General features: G+C 40.0%; 6 protein-coding genes. 4 read left to right on the forward strand and 2 right to left on the reverse strand.

Features of this window, described 5'->3' with window-relative positions; translation table 11 throughout:
- The first annotated feature begins 150 nt into the window (after positions 1–150).
- The 4 genes from H6G14_RS25410 to H6G14_RS25425 all read left to right on the forward strand — a co-directional run bounded on the left by H6G14_RS25410 (position 151) and on the right by H6G14_RS25425 (position 18,518).
- Positions 151–9,873 carry a DUF4347 domain-containing protein gene (locus H6G14_RS25410; protein ID WP_190570769.1) on the forward strand — a complete coding sequence of 3,241 codons (9,723 nt, stop codon included), beginning with the start codon at positions 151–153 and terminating at the stop codon, positions 9,871–9,873.
- A 201-nt stretch (positions 9,874–10,074) separates the two neighbouring features.
- Positions 10,075–13,701: a DUF4347 domain-containing protein gene (locus tag H6G14_RS25415; RefSeq protein WP_190570770.1), complete on the forward strand. Its 3,627-nt coding sequence runs from the start codon at positions 10,075–10,077 to the stop codon at positions 13,699–13,701.
- Between the two features lie 916 nt (positions 13,702–14,617).
- A protein-coding gene (locus H6G14_RS25420) for an IS630 family transposase (RefSeq protein ID WP_199326284.1) occupies positions 14,618–15,573 on the forward strand; the annotation gives its coding sequence in 2 pieces (ribosomal slippage) (positions 14,618–14,960 and positions 14,960–15,573; 957 coding nt in all).
- Positions 15,574–15,689: 116 nt separating this feature from the next.
- Entirely contained in the window at positions 15,690–18,518 is a 2,829-nt protein-coding gene (locus tag H6G14_RS25425; RefSeq protein WP_190570772.1) for a hypothetical protein, read from the forward strand.
- A 934-nt stretch (positions 18,519–19,452) separates the two neighbouring features.
- On the opposite strand, the gene H6G14_RS25430 is transcribed toward H6G14_RS25425, so the two are convergent.
- Both H6G14_RS25430 and H6G14_RS25435 read right to left on the reverse strand, forming a co-directional pair.
- Positions 19,453–19,599 (reverse strand): hypothetical protein, encoded by a 147-nt coding sequence (locus tag H6G14_RS25430; RefSeq protein ID WP_190570773.1) that lies wholly within the window; start codon positions 19,597–19,599, stop codon positions 19,453–19,455.
- 136 nt (positions 19,600–19,735) lie between these two features.
- Positions 19,736–21,773 (reverse strand): eIF2A-related protein (locus H6G14_RS25435; RefSeq protein ID WP_422394110.1); only part of this gene is annotated, 2,038 nt, incomplete at its 5' end.

Below are 21,773 nucleotides of genomic sequence, written 5' to 3' on the forward strand. Positions count from 1 at the left end.
TGAACTCAAATGAACTTATCCCAATTTTTCAGACATATTTTTGTAAAAATTAATGCAATTCTTTTACACTTTAAGTACAAATACTAGTATAAATTATCGGCTAAGTGGATATTATTGTAATAATTTTATCTAGCCAAAGATATATTTTTTATGAGTAAGATGGTCGTTTTTGTTGATAGTCTTCTCGCCTATTTTGGTAACGAGAATTTTACTGGTGTTGATATCTTTTTCTTAGATCCATATTTAAATGGAGTAACTCAGATTACTTCTATACTGAGTCAATATAATGATTTAGACAGTATTCAAATCTTCTCGCATGGTAGTGAAGGTAGCCTCCAATTAGGAAATTCAGTTTTAGATAAAAACACCTTAGATACATACAGTAAAGAAATCTTATCTTGGGGCAAATCTCTAAATCCTAAAGGTGACATTCTCTTACTAGGATGTAATGTTGCTACAGGCTTTGTAGGTCAAGATTTTGTCCAAACATTTAGTTATTTAACAGCAGCAGATATTGCAGCATCAGACAATCTCACCGGTAGTACTGCTTTGGGTGGTGATTGGGAATTGGAATATACCACCGGACTAATTGAAGCACCTTTGGCTTTTCAGAAAGAAGTTTTAGCAGCTTATACAGAAGTTCTCAACCAAATTTTATATGTTACTTCAGCAGCAGATAATACAAGTATTGGAACTCTCAGACAACGAATTGAACAAGCTAACAGCACTCCCGGCAAGGATATTATTGATTTAACTGGAGTTGCAAGCCAAACAATTTTATTGAATTCCTCTCTACTCACTATTACTGATGAGGTAGAAATCAGAGGTGCTAACGCCATTATTGATGGCAGAGGACAATACCAAATAGTTGCCGTTGATGCCAGTGGCCAACAAGTTACAATCAGTAATCTTACTTTCCAAAATGGTAGAGCTAAGGGTGGTGATGGCAATAACGGTGCAGGTGGTGGCTTAGGCGCAGGCGGTGCTTTATTTATTTATCAGGGTAACGTTGTGATGAATAGCGTCACCTTGAAAAATAATGTGGCACAAGGGGGTAATGCCTCTGGAGGAGCTAGAGGTGGAAATGTCAATAGAGATGGCACAACCGGTGGAACTGGTGGAAAATTTAATGAAACTGGAGTATTCCAAGTACCAGGTACTCAGATAGCCAATGGTGGTAATGGTGGCGGTACACCAGGGGACGACGGGGAAAATGGTGGCTCTGGAGCAAATGGTACTTTCGGCACTGGTGGCGGTGGCGGTGGCGGTGGCGGTGGCGGTGACGAAGGCACTTTGGATGATGGATATGGAGGTCGTGGAGGTAATGGAGGTACTGGCGGCTTCGGCACTGGTGGTGGTGGTGGTGGCGGTGGTGGCGGTAACCCTGATAGTGATGACAATAGAGGTATTGCTGGTAGAGGTGGTACTGGCGGTCAATTTGGTGGTGCCGGGGCAAATGGTAGCAACGGGATGTTAGATGCCGATGAAGGTGAAGGAGGAGGTAATGGAGGTACTGGCGGCGGTGGTGCTGGACTGGGAGGCGCAATTTTTGTTGGTCAAAATGCACAACTGAATCTAATTGGTGTCCAGTTCCAAAATAATCAGGCTAATGGAGGTTCTGGTGCTAATAACGGAGAGGGTCGTGGCGGAGCTGTCTTTGTGCAATCAGGAGGAATAGCAAAAAGTGTTAGCGTTAGTCACTCTGGTAACACAGGAAGTAGTGGAGACAGTAATACGTATGGCAGTATAGGTAGTCTTTCTGTACCCAGCGTCAGCGTAAGCGCAACATCTCAACCACGAGAACCCAATCAGACTGGAGAATTTACAATCAATCTTTCCCAGGCTTTCCTCGTTCCGCTAAAAATTAATTACAACATTACAGGTTCTGCTACTAACGGCACAGACTATACTGGAATTCCATCTTCAGGTTTTGTAGAATTTCAGACTGGAGAAACTAGTGTAAAACTAAATCTTACGCCCACAGATGATATTTACTATGAGGGCAACGAAACAATTATTCTCAACCTCCAGTCTGGAAACTATTACAGCCTATCTGGTACGGCTCAAGCAACTCTTACCCTTTCTGAAGACGAACCTCTAATTACCAGTGTTACTTATATCGACACTAAAGAGGGTGGAAGCAATGGCATACTTACGATAACCCTGGATAAAAATACACCAACTACTGGCACTATAGTTGAGTTTACACTGACAGGAACAGCCCGATTAGGCACTCAATATACCCTAAAGGGGCGGGCTGCTAATGGCAATGAAGTACAAATTGATACTAGCCAAATTACAGCAACGAATGGTCGAGGTCGTTTTCGGATTCCACCTGGAACTAATAACTTCAAGGTTGAGATAGTACCAATAGACGATCGCTTTTTAGAACCTGATCAAAGCATAGTTTTCACAGTCGTTGAAAAATTAGAAGGTAGCCAAAAACGAGATTATGGCGTTAGCGGGGGTAGTATTCAAAGGACTCTCACTCTCAGAGACAATGAGATTGAACCCTTAATATCTGTTGTAGCTGAGAATGCTCCTTCGGAAACTGGGCCTACTTTTGGTACTTTTAAACTTAATATCAGCTATCTAGACCCTGTAACCGGTCAGCCAGTTGCCAATACCGATCAGCGCATTCCTGAACAATTAACAGAAATCCGTTACCAAATTACAGGTTCAGCAACAGCAGGTCAGGATTATGCAACTTTGCCTGGTCTGATTAAAGTTCCCACTGGGGTGACTTTCATTCCTATTGCTGTTAATCCAGAAAACGATCAAATTGACGAGGATAACGAAACTGTCACCATCACTCTGCAAGACGCTGCTTTTAGTCGCCCATATTATGTTGTCAGTGGAGGGCAAAGGAACGCTACTTTAACAATTACTGACAACGATACGGCAGCTATTATTGTTTCGCCAGTAAGTGGAAATACTAATGAATTAGGTGATCAAGCTAAATTCACAATTCGACTGGCAACTCGTCCGACCAGCCCGGTAACAATTAATTTTAGCAGTTCTAAACCCGGTGAAGGAAATACAACCGTTAGCTCTTTCACTTTCACAACAACTAATTGGAACCAGCCCCGTGAGATAACTATCCAGGGAGTAAATGATACACTCCAGGATGGAAATCAGGATTACACAATTAACACTACTGTCAGCAGTAGCGATGCCAAATATGCTGTTCTTAATCCTGATGATGTCACTCTGACTAACTTTGATGACGATTCGCCGAATATTTTGATTCGTCAGTCTGGTGGCAGCACAAATATATCAGAGGCAGGGACAACAGACACTTATCAGGTAATGCTGGTGGGGCGCGTGCCTGCTGCTGATGTGGAAGTGACTATTAGTCCCACAACTGAAATTGATTTAGGTGCTGGAGCAGGTAAGCCAATCAAGCTTGTATTTACAACTCAAAACTACAGTACACCCCAAACAGTAACAGTCAGGGCCGTTAACGATACAGACATCGAATTTACTCACATTAGTACTATCAGTCATAGCCTGCGAAGCGAAGATCCAATCTTTGATGCGGTCAAACCAGGAGTTGCTCAAGTGACTATCACTGACAATGACCCAGCTACTGTCAATATCCAAGCGATCGGTCATGGCAGTGAAAAGAGTGGTGTTCCTGGGGTAATTCGCTTTACAATGAATGCTAACGCTCCCAGCTCTGGTCTGCCAATCAATTACACAATCACGGGCGGAAATGCTACAGCAGGTGTTGATTACTTTAGTCTTTCTGGTTCATTGCAAATAGATCCAGGGGAATCAGGTGCTAATCTCAACATAACTCCTATTTTCGATGACATTGCTGAATTACCCTATGAAACTGTGAGGGTACAAATTGCACCAGGTACAAACTACTTTGCTGGTAGTTCCAATATTGCAGACATCAGGTTGTACGATGACGATATTCCTGGCTTACGTATACTAGAGTCGGGAGCAACGACAAAAGTAACTGAAGGTGGAGCTAATGATACCTTTACGGTACAGTTAACGAGTCAACCTACTGCTAATGTAACTGTTAATTTCAATACTAGCGCAAGTGGTCAAATTCAAACTATTTCACCTCTAGTTTTCACTCAAAATAACTGGAGAAACCCTCAGACTGTAACTGTGGTAGCCGTAAATGATGGTATAGATGAAACAATTGCTGCTAATACTCTAACTATTACGCCCTCAGTTAGCAGTAGTGATCCTATTTACAACGGGGGAACAGTTATCAATGATGAATCTATACGTACTGTCACTGTCAATATTAGTGATCCGACCTTTAGCGCCCTCGATATAGGTGAAAGCCTAAAGTTAGCTTTATTCAAGTTAGATCAGAGCTATACTCAGGAACTTAAAGGAATCCAATTGCCTGTATTTGGGGCCATTAGATCCATGATTCCGGGTGTGATTAATACCTTTGCAGATGGTTTGGTGAATGAAATTAGCTCTTCAATTTCGCAAAGCAAGGCTGGGATGACAGCACTTTTGCAGAACTTTTTCAATGCCAAGCTAGGTAATTTAGTTAACAATGTACAAGTTACATCTAGCTCCAATGCCAGTGAAATTACTTTTTTAGTCATACTTAATGGTAGCTATTCCCAAAATAATACTAGCATTCTCAACAACCTGGGCTTACCTGCTTTATTTTCCAAGGCAGATGTGCAAGGCCAATCTCAATCTATTTTTAACTGGCAACTAGACCTTGGTTTTGGTATTCATAATAGCTTTGGAGCTTTCATTGACACAGATAAAACGAGATTTCAGGGCGACTTAAACCTGGAATTCAAGGACAAAAATAACTTTACCAGTAATGGCACAATTGGTTTTACTCCCCTGACGCTTCGTGATAATGCGGCTGATGTTACCAAGTCTACTTTGACATTTGATTTGGACTTAAAGGATCTGACGAATGAAGCAGTTAGTGATGGTGAGCGTTTAACCATCAACGAGTTGCGAACTAACCCCCAAATTGACAGCATTATCTTCTCAGAAGTTAAGAATAAGCTTGATATGTCGCTTACTGCTAGCACTCAATTTTTGAATTTGGGGGCGGCTTTCCCATCCTTCAAGTTTGATTTGGGTGCTGACATAGACACCATGTTATTTGACAATGGTCAATTGACAGGTTATCGAACCTTTAGTACGGATGCTTATAAATCTCCCGATAATGGTCAAGCTGTTCCGTTTATTTCTTTTAACAACCTACGTTTGGATTTTGGCACATTTATTACTGAGTTTGCCAAACCAATTGTAGAGACAATTTATCCTTTGGTTTTACCATTTCGACCGATTGTTGAATTCTTAAATGCAGATACAAAGATTTTCAGTGAGTTAGGTTTAGATAGTTTCTTAGACCGCAACAGTGATGGCAAAGTTGTGGTGCGGGAGATATTTGAAACTTTGGTATTACTAGGGGGAGGATCTACTTCAAGTTTTGCTTGGGATTTTTTGGATGCTGTTGAGTTTGTTATCAATCTGCATGACCAATACGAAATTATTGAAAAAGATCCTAAGAAGAATAATTTGCAATATGTGATGGGTTCTTACAAGTTGTCCAACTTTGTAGCCACAAATCCCTTACAAGATATCCAGCAGACTCAAATTCTGCCATTGAATAATCAAACTACCAGCGCCAATAGTTTCTTGCAAACTGTAATAAATGATGATGGTTGGCAGGATGCTTCTAAGTCTTTTTTCCGCACTCTACAAGGTAAGAGCTACGGATTTGATTTCCATATCCTGGAACCGCAAACTATTATGTCTATGCTGCTGGGCAAAGATGTACCATTGGTGACATTAGACTTACCTCCATTAGAAGCAGGAATCACCGCAGAATACAAAATAGCACCTGTACTCAAATTTCCATTTGCTAAACTTTTATTAGATGGAAGTTTAAAAATTAAAGCTGACCTAGCCTTTGGTTACGATACCTATGGTTTACGTGCTTGGTCATATAAAGATTTTGCAGCCGCAGATGCAGATTTACTTTTAGATGGATTCTACATGAGTGATAGGGAAAACCCTGATGGTACAGGCGAAGATATCCCTGAATTAACTGTAGAAGCTGAACTTGCTGGTGGCGTAGCTTTGGACTCTGATCCCAAACCTAAATCTTTCAAAATAACAGCTTATGTTTCGGCTGGTGGTGTGCCTAACACAGCTAATGGCACAGATTTATTCAAAATTTATGCCAAAGGAGGTATCAGGGGAAAAGTTGATGTAGATGTTGTTGATGGTGGAGAAACAACCAACCAAAGCGATGGACGGATACGTATGTTAGAGCTTAATCGTCCTTTGGGAGAACTCTTCACTCTGAATGGGGTAGTGGATGTTTTCCTCGCTGCTGGTCTAGATAGCTTTGGGGTGAATCTCTATGAAAAAGATTTGCTTAAGTTCCGGTTATTGAAGTTTGGTTATAACGCACAAACTGGGTTCACCGCTCAGTGGGTAGGTGAGTTTGTGGATGGACGTATGGCTGGAACCGAGGTATTTTTCGACGCTAACTTCAATGGAGTACATGATATTGAGGAACCAATTACCTACAGTAGCCGTTTAGGTAACGTTAGTGATTTGGAAATCCAACTGGATCGTTTTGATCTGAATCAAAACGGTGAGATTGACCCTGAAGAAGGCAATATTGTTGGGGTAAATGGGGTGGATACATCGTTGTACATAGCTCAAAGTACTCCACTAATTACAACTATAGATGCAACGATCGCTAGTCCTCTGACAACTTTAGCCGCACGTTTAGGGGAACCAGCCCGTACTGCTGCTGCTAACCAAATCAAGTCTGTGTTTGGTTTCTCCAGTAGTTTGAATTTGATGGACTATGACTTGACGACTGTAGACCTATCTGTTCTGCGGGTACATAGTCAGGTACAGAACTTGATCATCTTGGCAACGAAAGAACTGGCAGCAACTTCTAGTACCTCAACTTACAATATTGCCTCCGAGCTGCTACAACAATTAGCAGCTAGAGTTCAGGCTGGTATTGTTCCTAATCTTACAGATGGGACGACTGTGCGATCGCTAATTCAATCAGCACAAACTGCTTTGGGATTGTCAGGGCAGATTGATAGCTTGGTGGATGCAATTCTGGAAAAGAACCAAGTTATTATTGATGCTTTAGCAAATGCAACACTGACAGTTGCACAGAAACGGCAGCAGATATTCCAAGCTATGGAACAGCCAGAGTTGGCAACTGGCTTCCAAAAAATTGCGATTGCTCCTTTTGTCGCCATGATTCCTGAACTGGCTGGTGCTGCTGATCCTATAGGGGCTGGAATTAAAGTCAAGGCAGCTTTAGGGCTTCCAAGTCAAGTGGATATTTACAACTTTGACGCTCTAGAAGCTATTTCTGTTGGTGATGCCACTGGTTTAGGCTTGGTAGTCTTTGCCAAACAAGCTCAAGTCCAAAATACCATTGTTTCCATCGTCCGTTTCTTGTCAGGTGCGCTAGATATTAGCCATACTCAATTGGGCTACCCAGTTATTGATGCTCTCAATGCACCAATCCGCAATAATCAAACTCTCAATTTAAATAGCGCATCGCAAATTGCCAACTTAATTTTGACTGTAGCTCCCAATCTTAACAGTGCTACCGTCAATAGTGTAGCTCAACTGATTGCTGCTGCTAATCAGGAAATAGATGGAGTTTTGCAAAATAACAGCTTTGACCTGGTACGGAAAGCGTCGGAAATTGCACGCATTCAGCAGGTTGTCCAAGGTGATCTGTCTGACGACTTACAGGCAGTGGGTGACGGTACAACGCTACTGGGTGATGTTGTCACTAAATACTCTGGTGCAAGTTTGGATACTCAAATTGCCCAAGCAACTGCCAGTAACCCTGCTTTCTTAACAAGTACCAATGATTTACAAGCTGAGACACCTAGAGATACTAGTATTATTTTGGATGTGCTGGCTCAGGAGTCTACAACCTCACAGGTCAATCTGCTCTTTGATCCAGAATATGGTACTCTCACCTTAAATGCTGATAGGACAGTTACTTACACTCCAGTTCCTGGTTTTGTCGGTGAAGCCATTCTCCATTACGTTATCCAGAATGGTACTTCCTTAGTCAGTCGTACAGCTAGAGTAATTGTGTACGGAACTCCTCAAGGCCAAACTAGTGGAACTATCTATTTAGGTCCTGGTGATGACATTGTGACTACTAGCAGCGCTAGTGACATTATTTATGCCAGCAGTGGTAATAACAATATTAATGCAGGTGCTGGTAACAATATTATTACTAGTGGAACAGGCAATGATAACATCACTACTGCTGGTGGTAATGATGTCATCGAGGCTGGGGACGGACAGAATACAATTCAAGCCGGAGATGGGCTAAACATCATCACCAGTGGTCTGGGTAGCGATTTTATCTATACTGGTTCTGGTGATGATAATATCAGCGCAGGGGAAGGAGATAACACTATTAATGCTGCTGCTGGTAATAACGATATTACGTCGGGTAGTGGCAATGACCGTATATTTGTCTTGGATGGGGAGAATCTGATTAATGCCGGGGCTGGAAATAACACTATCACTACTGGTAATGGTAATAACTGGATTAGTACAGGCAGTGGTCGCGATGTAATTACTACTGGTTTGGGTAGTGACCTGATCAACGCTGGAGACGGCGATAATATTATCAAAGCAGGTGGCGGTAATAACGTCATTACTACAGGCTTAGGTAATGACCAAGTAAGTACGGAAAACGGCAATGATACTATTACTACAGGTGACGGCAACGATGTAGTTTTCGCTGGAGCAGGTGATGATACTGTTGATGCTGGTGCTGGAGATAACAGAGTTATACTTGGCTCTGGTACTGACACGTTGATGCTTTCAGCAGGAATTGGATCAACTACAGTTACAGACTTCAACACAGCAGGAGATATATTAAAGGTTGCTGATAGCTTGGTTGGGCAATTAGTCATTATTCAACAGCAAGGAACGGATACTGTACTGAAAGTAGGAGATGATACTTTAGCTATTCTCTCTGGTGTTCAGGCAGCCAATGTAACTGTTACTGGCACTGATTACTTGCTGGTAGTTACTCCTAATACAGCACCTGTTATTCCTAGTGGACAGAGTTTTGCTGTCAGTTCTGGTGTCGTCAATGGCACAGTGGTTGGTAAGGTAAATGCTACCGATGCAGAAGGTGACTCCCTGAGTAACTGGACTATTACCAGTGGTAACATTGATGGCGATAAAGATAACATCTCTGTCTTTGCTATTGATGTTACTACTGGTAATATTACTGTCAACGACAGTAACGAATTGTCTAGCCTGATCAACACAACTGTGAATTTAGCGGTGACAGTTAGTGACGGTAAGGCAAATACCACTCAAACTGTTGGCATTACTATAAAACCGACCGTTGTGGGAATTAACCCCGCAGTTTATGATCGCACTCTCACAGGTACTACTGGTAATGACTACATCAATGGTAATAGTGTGAATGAGTTGATTTATGGTCTTGCAGGCAGCGATCGCCTTTACGGTTATGCTGGCAATGATGCCCTGGTCGGTGGTGATGGACGAGATTACCTCACAGGTGGTACTGGCAGAGATATTTTTGATGGTGGTCTGGAAGCTGACTACTATTACGGGGAAGCAGATAAAGCTCAAGATATCTTTGTTTTAGCAAGAGGTGAAAGCGGTATTGGTTCAACCATAGGGGATGCCATCTACTACTTTGAAGACGGCATAGACAAAATTGGTCTCAAGGGTAGTTTGAGCTTTGGTAGCTTGAGCTTTAGAAGTTCTAGTTCGGGAACTACAATTTTGGATGGCACTACAACTTTAGCCACCGTTTATGGTAGCGGAATTGTGCTGGACACAACGGATTTTGTAGCCTTCAGCTAGTAACCTCAATCTATTTTACCTCATCTCATATGTTGAAAATTAACCTTTTTAGGGGAGATATATGTTCTACTCCCCTTTAAGGAAAAAGCAGAGGTAAAAGAAGTAAAAAAATGTGTATCAAACTCACATTTACTTAAACAAATTTGCTTTTAATTTCCTGATTTGCTCACTCTAATTATTAATTCATAAGGTGGTAAAACAATGACTAACATTGCTGTAATGACTTCTGCTGTAAATTCTGCTAATACTCAAGAATTAAATTCTCAACTCAACTCTACTGTTGTTTTTATTGATGCCGGAGTTGCAGATTATGAGTTTTTAGCTGCTGGGGTGTTACCAGGTGTAACTGTAGTAATTTTGAACCGAGAGCAAAATGGGATTACCCAAATTACAGAATTTTTAAAAAATCAGAACTACTTCACTAACGTTCACATTGTCTCTCATGGTTCTCCCGGCTGTCTCTATTTAGGTAATAGTCGTCTGGGTTTAGATAATTTAGAAAGTTATGCTTCTCAGTTAGAACATTGGTTTTATCATTCTCTAGCGAATAGGGAAGAAAAAGGAAATCTGCTGCTGTATGGTTGCAATGTCGCTGCTGGAGATGCAGGGGAAGAATTTATTGCTAAATTGCAGCAATTGATGGGAACAGAAATAGCAGCTTCTAAAACCCTTACAGGAAGTGCTGTATTGGGTGGTAATTGGCATTTAGAAGTTCATAGCAATACAAAACTTTCCCCAGTGTTCTATCTCGAAACACTACACAACTATTCAGGTATATTTGCTTATATTAATGAAGTTGAAGCAAATGATAGTATTGCGACTGCTCAATTTCTTTCCCCTAGTAGCTTTACTTTAGATTCTGATAGTAACATTCAACTTTTGAATGGCACTAATATTTCTACCACTTATCCACACGCTAGCATCAATGGAACTGGCAATGGTACAGCTGATTTTTACAGCTTTACAGCTAGTGCAGGTCAACAGTTTGTCTTTGATATTGATAATAATGACTTTGATAGTAGACTTATTCTTTTTGATGCTTCAGGTACGGAATTAGCCAACAATGATGATGATACTGAAGTAGGTAACATTGGTGGTACTAACCCCTCGTTCATAACTTATACATTCCTAACATCAGGGACTTACTATATAAGAGTTGCACACTATACTAGTAATGTAGTGGCAAATGGAAATAACTACACGCTTCATATTTCCTACAACAATCCCAACAGTCCTCCAGTTGCCCAGAACGATAGCTTCTCTACCAATGAAGATACAGCTATAACCAATGGCAACCTTCTCAGTAATAATGGTGGTGGGGCTGATAGTGATCCTAACGCTGGAGATACACTGAGTATCTCAGCCATAAACGGCACGTCCTTTACCACTAGCACTACACGCTCACTAACCTATGGTTCACTTTTCGTTAACGGTAATGGCACGTTTAACTACACTCCATTTGTATCTACCAATTCTCTAGCTCAGGGAGCATCAGTAACAGAAACCTTTACCTACACACTACGCGACAGTGGAGGATTGACCAGTAATGCGACAGTTACTGTCAATATCACTGGCGTAAATGATGCGCCAGTTACAGGCAATGATACTTTTTCTACTAATGAGGATACTAATCTCAACAACGTTAATCTCTTCAGCAATGACTATGATGTAGATGCAGGTAGCTCCTTCACTATTTCTGCTGTTAACGGCACAACCTTCACTGGCAGTACGACTCAAACCTTGACCTATGGTACATTGACTGTCAACAGCAACGGTACTTTCAGCTTTGACCCAGGAGATAGCCTTGCTCAAGGTGCTACTCAAGCCCAAACCTTTACCTACACAATTAGAGATAACAATAACGCTACTAGTAACGCGGCAACAGTCACTATTAATATCACTGGAGTCAATGATGCCCCTGATGCCAAAGATGATAACTTTACAGTTAATGAAGATACTGGCATTACTAACGGCAACTTGTTCAACAACAATGGTAATGGTGTAGATACAGATCCCGACACAGGTGATACTCGCATTATTACCGCAGTCAATGGCTTTGCTGGTAACTTGGGTACAGCAATTAACCTAACTTACGGAACTGTAAGTGTTAACAGCAATGGCACATTCAACTATGACCCCATAGATACTTTAGCCCAGGGGGAATCAGTAACAGAAACCTTTACCTACATCCTCAGAGACGGCTTTGGTTTAACTGATACTGCCACAGTTTCTCTTAACATTACAGGTCAAAATGATGCTCCCACCATTAGTAATACAGTTAGTGGGCAAACTGTTACCGACAAAACAACTATCAATCCTTTTTCTGGTGTCAGCATTGCCGATGTAGATATAATTCCCACTCCTCAAACTCTAAGTGTTACCGTTAGCCTCGATGATCCTACCCTGGGCAACCTTACAAATTTGGGTAGTTTCATTGATATAGGCGGAGGCAGTTATGAATTCACGGGTACAGCTACAGCCGCTACTACTGCCATTCGTACTTTGGTGTTTACACCTAGTGAAAATTCCTTTGCTGCCAATCAAATCGGTACAGGTACTTTTACAATTACAGTCAATGACGGTATTGCTAACCCAGTAAGTGATAGCAATACAACTATTGATATCTCTTCTGTTAACGACAATCCCATTGCTACAGACGATATTTTCTCTACCAATGAAACTAGTCCTGTAACAGGCAACTTAGTTTACTTAGATAACGGTAACGGTTTAGATAGTGATGTCGATATAAATTCCGTGTTAGGCATCCTGAAAATCAATGGTAACAGTATCAGCTATGGCCTTCCAATCACTTTGCCTTCTGGTGCATTATTAACTATTCTGGCAGATGCTTCCTTTACATACAATGCTGGTACAGGATTTGCTAGTTTAGCTCAAGGTGAATTGGGTACAGAGCAATTTACATATACTTTGGGTGATGAAGCTAATGGTACAGATACAGCAACTGTAACAATCAATATCACTGGTATTAATGATGCACCAACTGTTGTTAATCCCATTGCTATTCAACGCACCAGCACAGTAGATCCTTTCAGCCTGAATATTAGCAGTCGCTTTAACGACATCAACATTCCCAAGGGAGATTCTCTCGGCTTCTCATCTTCTAATCTGCCTAGTGGACTTTCTCTTAATTCCAGCACTGGTTTAATTAGTGGTCAAGTTAACACAGGAGGTATTTACAACGTCACCCTTACTGCTACTGACAGTTATGGTGCTAATGTTTCTACTAATATGGGGTTAGTTGTTAGGGGTGTCATTAATGCTACAGGAAGCAATGATAATATTTCTGGCACTTCTGCACCAGATAGAATCAGTGGATTTGCTGGCAATGATGTTCTACAAGGCTTTGGGGGTGATGATGAAATCTTTGGGGGTGAGGGGAATGATTTTATTTATGGTGGTGATGGAATAGATTATTTAACAGGTGACAATGGTAGCGATCGCATCTATGGTGGTAATGGAGACGATTTCCTTTACGGAGGAAACAGTCGTGACTATTTAGTTGGAGATGCGGGAAGAGATTATTTTGATGGTGGAGCTGATTCTGACTATTACTACGGAAGTACAGATGGTCTACGAGATGTTTTTGTGATTGCTAGAGGAGAAAGCGGTACAAGTCTAACAGGTGATGCTATTTACTATTTTGAAATGGGTATTGACAAAATAGGTCTCAAAGGTGGCTTAAACTTCACGGATCTGAGTTTTGTTAGCTCTACTGGTAAGACAACAATTATGGATGGCACAGCTACTATTGCTACTATTTATGGTAGTGGTATCAATTGGAGTTCCACAGACTTTATAACTGTTTAGTTCGATAAATTTCGAGCTAGATTATGTTTTTAAGCATTAAATGAATTTTTGAATGTAGGTTCGGTTTAAATTTTCTTAAACCAACCTACTTTTCAAGTGTGAGAACTCACCTTTGGTAGCCTATGTACATACCGTTTACTGTGATTGACCCACCAACAAATCGCACAAGCCCATCTATATGCACCTAATCGGGAGCAGATACCAGACCAAACATCTGCGGTTATGCTTCATCAATCGCCACCATCACGTCCCATCACTCGTCAGGGTATAGAGGATTTTTTTAATTGTATCAAATTTTACATATTTTTATTAGTATTAAAATTTAATCTGCACTCCAACACAGCATTCTGTGCTATATCTTCTTAGTCATATATAAATTTTTTTTACAAGAATTTTTCTATTCAGATTGAGAATTATTTAGTTTAGATGTAAATATGCAATCACCAATTATAATCATGGCGTTGCATAATAAATGGATGAACTAATGTATTTTATCGTACATTGTATTTACTATGAATCTACTGAGATTAGAGGTAATGGTAGAAGAAGTAAGCGACAACCACATTTATGCTAATTGTGGTTGTCGCTTTGCTCGGAATTCAAAATTCAAAATTAAATATCATATGGATAAAAGCAGGGGATGAAATTAATTTCATTTCACTTTTTTCTTTTATTATAATTTGACAATTATAGTATTCTTGGGAACTGCTATCTTTCTCTTGTATCGCTTTGGCAAAATTTAATCACTGAAAGCCTTTTAGAGATTTAATTTTTATATTTGAGCTACAAGTTTTAGTTACTGTTAGAAAATAAAGCCTCACAACTTTATCAAATCAAAGTTTTATAATTATAGCGTTTACTAGTCTAATGAAGTACACTAATTAAGATAAATCAGTGCATCTACTCAAGGGTAAAAATGAAACCATATTCCCTCGACTTCCGCCAAAAAATATTTGATACATATAAGATAGGTGGAATATCACAACGTCAATTAGCAAACAAATTTTGTGTCAGTTTAAGTTTTATTGAGAAATTACTAAAGCAATATAGAGAAACAGCAAATATTGCTCCTAAAGTTAGGACAAAACAAACTCCTCCAAAGCTCAACGAAGAACAAATGAAGATTCTTGAAGAAATAGTTGAAGCTAAGAATGACTCGACTTTATCAGAAATTCGCTTCATTCTCAAAGAAAAAACAGGAATAACAATTGGTATATCTACGGTAGACAGGATGTTAAAGAGGATAGAAATAAGCCTTAAAAAAAAACATTGCACGCCTCAGAAAAAGAGACTGAAAGAGTTCAATTATTAAGAGTACAGTTCTGGCTTCAATTTCATGGGATACCGGCGGAAAACCTTATCTTTCTTGACGAAGCAGGAGCTAATCTATCTTTAATAAGACACTCTGCTCGTGCTAAAAAAGGTAAAAGAGCGTATGGCTCACGACCTCAAAAACGCCCTCAAAATGTCTCTATAATTGGAGCAATTGCTCTCAAAGGCGTGATTAGTCAATATAGTATTTTAGAAGCATATGACGGACTGACATTTGAAGCTTACCTTTCTCAAAAATTAGTTCCAAAGCTGTGGAAAGGTGCTTGTGTAATCATGGATAATTGTTCAATTCATAAAGGGGGAGATATTGAGAAAATAATCGAATCGGCTGGAGCTAAATTGATTTATTTACCACCATATTCTCCTGATTTTTCACCAATTGAAAACTGTTGGTCAAAAATTAAAAATTTACTCCGTTCTATTGGAGCTAGAAGTTATCTAGACTTAGCAAAAGCAATTGAAACTGCTTTTACTCAAGTCTCATTAACTGATATTTATAATTGGTTTACCCATTCTTGCTACTGTACTTCACCAGACTGAGAAACGCTATAAGCTATGCTTATTATTTTTCGAGAACAACAAAAAAAGATATTTACACCTTTTTATACAGTTGAAAGTTTAGTTCATATATTTTTCAATTAGATTGAGAGCAAAATGTGATTCTAGAGAAACTGAAACCTATAATCTTCATATTTATACAACTTGCTTTCTTCAAAATAACATCAGCTTCGCTAGTTACTGCTCAAACTTCCAGACTAGTTGCTGACAGTAATGGTGATACTGTTAATTTTCTTCAAAAAGTTACTGATGATATTAAAATTTTCCAAGTATATCCTAATACTATAAATGTAGATTCCTTTGATGATTTTGAGTTTTCAAATGCTATGCCTGCAAGCATAGCACAGGTCAATACTTCCCCAATTCAACTGTCACCCCCAAGTTCTATTCCTCAGATACCACCATCGATTGACCCTTTGTTACGTGATTCCCAAGAGCCTAAACCCAATCCGGATGACACTCCAAAATCTTCACAACAAGTAGAGCCTCAAGATGTTATTCTGGATTCTCTTACTGTAGCTGCTCTACGATATTCTCGTATTGTTAATCCTACTGATAGTCTAACATTTAGCCCAGAATTGTTTCGTCCAGTCCGGGATGAAAACTACTTTGATGTTGATATTAGATTTTCTGCAAATAATCCAATAATTAATAAATTTACATTTGCACATTTTCCTAAAGATGAACAATTTTATTGGATTTTACCCGATAATAAAGTAGTAATCGAAACTAAAGGCTGGCAGGGAGGAATTCTTCATCGTGGCCGATCAACGAATCAAAAATTTACTCAAAATGCTTTATTAGAGCAAAGTTTTATCGGTTTGCAAGCAGTATGGTACGTTCCTAATAAACTAAAGGATATAATTGGAGAAATAGATACAAATAGTTTTTCAGTTGTTTCTATTGCTGGTCAATTAATCAATCCACCAGGTACTCCAGCCGGAAACGTTCTTATTAAGACTGGAATTAATGCTAGCAATCTTAATGCTACTATTTTAGAAAATCCTACTCTCAACCTCAGTACTGGTTCAACTCGTAGTTTGGATGGTGGAGGCTCGCTATTTCAATTTTTAGATGTAGATAATGCACCACTAATTTTGCAAGGCTTTCCTACAATTGACTTACGACCTCTTTTAAATGAAGGTCAAGTAAGATTAGTCAAAAATGAAATTATCCCTGATGAAGTGTTAGAGCAGTCCGGAATCTTTTGGGGTGATATTTTAACTGGAGAACCTTCTAAGTTTACAGCTCCTATGACTTCATTACCAGGGCTAAAGGTAGGTCAGTTTGGGGAATTTGATAACACCCAACTCTTAAATATTTTGGTTAATCCGTTTCTTACTACAAAAGAGCGAGACCTCTACTATTTTAATTCCTTGTACTGGTTTTCTTTAGGACAAAGGAGACCAAAGTTCAGCCTGCAACTATATAGTACAGAGCAGAATGAATGGTATAGAAGTTATATCAGTTATGCTCATAACCGAAGTATGATTGAGTACGATCCTGTTGATATAAAGGCGACCTATTCTAGTATTTTTGCTAATCCAGGATTCTCATTAGTAGCTAGTGATAATGGCATCATTGATAATATTCAGACAGGGAATGCGACATTAGGAATGGCCTTGGGTGGATTGTTGGAAATTTTAAATATCAATGAAATTGAAGAAAACCTTAATGAAGCAAAACAAAGTTTAGAAAACGGAAACAGATTTGCTAGTCTGAAAACTCAGGCTACACCACTCCAGCGCAGATATTTAAATCAGCGTTTGAATCATACCTTAGTTTATGCAGACTCGATTAGTGGATTAGAACAAGTTTCAGGGAAAATCACCTTTCCTGGTGAAGTAGAACTTGATAGTTCTCAAATTTTCCAAGTACGAACAGGCTTACACCGGAGAAATGTTCAGTTTTCTCAATTAGAATCTAGTTCTTTCCGTAAAGGCGATACCTTCTTTTCTAAATTGCAACTTTCCAATGAAGATTTTGGATTTTTAACTTTTGTAGGTTCACCTATTCCTGTAAGTCAAACATCTATCCGTCATGAAAATGAATCTTCATCCGTAGCAATTCTTTTAAAGAATACAGAGGGTGATTTTTTTTTGCAACAGTTCAGTTCCGCAGACGCTACAGTCCTACCAATTGGAATTCGTACTTACGATTTAGTATTTGATAGAATTGAATTATCACGGATAGATAAACAAAAATTAGAACTATCAAATTTTTATGGTAGTTTATCATTGCCTGCTGTTGAAGCAGTTTATAGCGGCTCTGAAAATAATTTTAAGTATAGTTTTAGTTTGGGAGCCTGGGGAAATTTAGACGCTGATTCTGCACCCAGAATTGATAAAAATGAATCTAGCTTATCAGAACCCTATTTAGGCCTATATATCAACGGTATGTTAACATTAGTTGATCAACAAATTAATAAAAGCAAACTACAAACTATAAGTTCTATCAATACTTATATTCCCACGTTAAGATTTGGATGGAATAGTGCGAATAACATAAATAATCCGTTTTTCTCATCATTCAGTTTTTCCTATACGCATTCTAATGAATCTTTCAATTTTTCATTAACCCCTGCTATTGCCTTGATCGGGAATAGTAGTAACGCATTTATTAGTATGTTTCTAAATGCTTCATTAGAAATGAGACAAGGATTAAAGTTCGATTTTGATCTAGATTATGGAGAGCAAATTTTCTTAAAAATACAAGGTTTTAAAAAAATAAATGAAAATACAGAATTTGGCTTATTCTTAAAAAATTTTAACTCCAATAAGTTTGGGCTTGAAAATCGCTCTCTCAATTTAAATGGTGGTTTGATTTTTAGACAGAACTTCATTGGAAGCAATAAATTTTTGGAGGTTCAGTTAGGGATAAGTTCCAATGGTACAGACATCAAGGTTGAAGGAGGCCTACGCTTATAAAATGTTTTTTAAATATCAATTGGTTCTTGGCAACTTTTAATACTGGTGGTAACCATCCAAGATTGGCAGACCTTATTGTGATTTGAACGATAATTTAGCCAAACGGTCACGAAATACTTCACTCTGTACTAGGACAACATATAGTTCAAAGCTATAAATGGAGTTCAAAAAAACTCAAAACTTAATTACAGCAAGGAACATGGTCAGATAGTTCATTTGTACCGTACCGTGATGAGAGAGAAATAAAAATTCAGATTTCAGGCGATCGCTTTATCACTCAATTTTTGGCGAAACATATTTTTGAACCATATTGTAGGCATTTTGAATTATATTTTGACCGAAAGTTTAAAATTTTCGACTAAATTAGTGTGTCTTGCTCGGCATTTTTTATCAAGTCTAAAAATAAAACTTTTGGTCGTATTATGGTTCACATTTAAAACACGCGGACATAATTTGATTCATAAAGCTAAGTTATTGATTGGCTCAAAAGCTTGAAATTACGTTAACTTTTAGTCACGTTATGGTTCAAAATTTGGTCATGCAGGGGGTAAAATCACACTTATTGAGTAATTGTTTACCTCCTAAGCGTTCATTTTTCTTTTCTTCCACGATTACTGAATCGGTGTTCTAGATGGGAACCGAGGCAAGGCAAAGCGTACAGATTAATACGTTTTGTAAACGATTAACCGAAATGCAGATATTGATGCTAATAGACAGCTAATATAAGGTATGGGTTAGAAGTATAGTCAAACGCCCATCCATATCCGCTACATTCCCCGTAAAGACTTTGAGCTATTTCAATTAAGTCAGCAATGGACAGAATATTGTGGGTTTGCAGACTAAGTGAAATTTTTTTAACGCAAGAATAAGGGTTTGAGCAATCTTTGTTGCAGACTAAATGAAATTTTTTTGCGGACTAAGTGAAAATTTCCCCCTAAATTCGCAGACTAAATGAAAATTTCCACCAAAAGGGCATAAAACGTTCCAATTCATTACAAGACAAGGCTTTGAGCAAAAAATCTATCCCATAGCGATCGCCTTTAGCTACGAAAGAATCAGGGTTACACCAACAGATTTTCACTTAGTCTGCAATAGAATTTCACTTAGTCCGCACGAATTTCATTTAGTCTGCAAACCGACAATATGTCCGAAAATCGGTGTTGTCAAAAATCTTGTATTTTAATCGTAGTTTTCATCGTACAAAAGATAAGGGTCACTTATTTTGGGTTGGAATCATCTAATAAACGCTGGATCTCTTGTTTTGTGAAAGGATTTTTACCACCACGCAGAGCATTAACCCAACCTTGGTGTTCTGCTTTTTCTTCCTTATTATCAATCGATTTGATATATGCCTCAAAGTCTTCAATTGCTCCTTGAGTATCCTCAGTCAGCGCCCTAGCAATACCCCGACTTTGACGAATTTCTGTATCTTTAGGCTCAAGTGCTACCGCTTTATCACAGGCAAACATTACATCTGCGGCATATCTCCTCAAACTGCCATCCCAACAGAGTTTATTCCAAGAATTAGCTGTAATTTTCAAATTAGGAGCGAATTTTTGTGCATCTGCGTAGGCAGCAAGAGCTTCCTTGACCTTACCATCTTTAACGAGCTTCTCTCCCTGAGTAACCAGAGCAGGGGCAGCTAACTGTCTGACTTCTGTTGTGCTAGGGATAGCTACGTTAGAATCCAATTTTCGGGCTTGATTAAACTTAGCTTCCGCAGTTTTGATATCTCCATCTATCTTCGCTATGGCTTGACCTTGATTAACGAGAAACTGAGCTTTTTCGCTGTTGCTCCATTTGGCAAGGTCGAGACAGGTTTGCGCTGCGGCTTTTGCTTCGTCAGTCTTAGCTTCTAGAAGCGCAGGATGCCTGTATAATCTATCGCACCCCACTTTTAGCCAAACTTGCCAATTACCAGGCCACAACCGTAGCGTCTTGTCTGCACTGCCACTGACAATGTACTGACCATCGGGACTGAACGCCAGTGCCGTGACAGCATCGGTATGACCGTTGAGGGTGTGGAGCAACTTGCCTTTTGTATCCCACATCCGCAGCATTTTGTCAAAACTAATACTAGCAATGTACTGACCATCGGGACTGAACGCCAGTGCCGTGACAGCATCGGTATGACCGTTGAGGGTGTGGAGCAATTGGCCTTTTGTATCCCACATCCTTAGTGTCTTGTCATAACTGCCACTGACAATGTACTGACCATCGGGACTGAACGCCAGCACCGCGACAGGACCTGTATGACCGTTGAGGGTGTGGAGCAAGTTGCCTTTTGTATCCCACATGCGTAGCGTATTGTCTGCACTGCCACTGACAATGTACTGACCATCGGGACTGAACGCCAGTGCCGCGACAACAGATGTATGACCGTTGAGGGTGTGGAGCAAGTTGCCTTTTGTATCCCACATGCGTAGCGTATTGTCTGCACTGCCACTGACAATGTACTGACCATCGGGACTGAACGCCAGTGCCGCGACAACAGATGTATGACCGTTGAGGGTGTGGAGCAACTTGCCTTTTGTATCCCACATCCTTAGTGTCTTGTCATCACTGCCACTGACAATGTACTGACCATCGGGACTGAACGCCAGCGCCATGACACCAGATGTATGACCGTTGAGGGTGTGGAGCAACTTGCCTTTTGTATCCCACATCCTTAGTGTCTTGTCATCACTGCCACTGACAATGTACTGACCATCGGGACTAAACGCCAGCGCCGTGACAGCATCGGTATGACCGTTGAGGGCGTGGAGCAACTTGCCTTTTGTATCCCACATCCGTAGCATCTTGTCATTACTGCCACTGACAATGTACTGACCATCGGGACTGAACGCCAGCGCCCAGGCAGAACCTGTATGCCCGTTGAGGGTGTGGAGCAACTTGCCTTTTGTATCCCACAACCGTAGCGTCTTGTCCCAACTACCACTGACAATGTACTGACCATCGGGACTGAACGCCAGCGCCCAGACAGCAGATGTATGACCATTGAGGGTGTGGAGCAACTTGCCTTTTGTATCCCACAACCGTAGCGTCTTGTCATTACTGCCACTGATAATGTACTGACCATCGGGACTGAACGCCAGCGCCCAGACAAGACCTGTATGACCGTTGAGGGTGTGGAGCAACTTGCCTTTTATATCCCACAACCGTAGCGTCTTGTCATCACTGCCACTGACAATGTACTGACCATCGGGACTGAACGCCAGCACCGCGACAGCAGATGTATGACCGTTGAGGGTGTGG

Origin of the sequence: Nostoc parmelioides FACHB-3921 (genome assembly GCF_014696625.1) — a bacterium.
Lineage (GTDB): Bacteria > Cyanobacteriota > Cyanobacteriia > Cyanobacteriales > Nostocaceae > Trichormus > Trichormus parmelioides.

Bases quoted from the DNA above. Each gene is read 5' to 3' on its own strand.
- H6G14_RS25415 (WP_190570770.1), top strand. From the start codon at position 10,075: ATGACTAACATTGCTGTAATGACTTCTGCTGTAAATTCTGCTAATACT.
- H6G14_RS25410 (WP_190570769.1), top strand. From the start codon at position 151: ATGAGTAAGATGGTCGTTTTTGTTGATAGTCTTCTCGCCTATTTTGGT.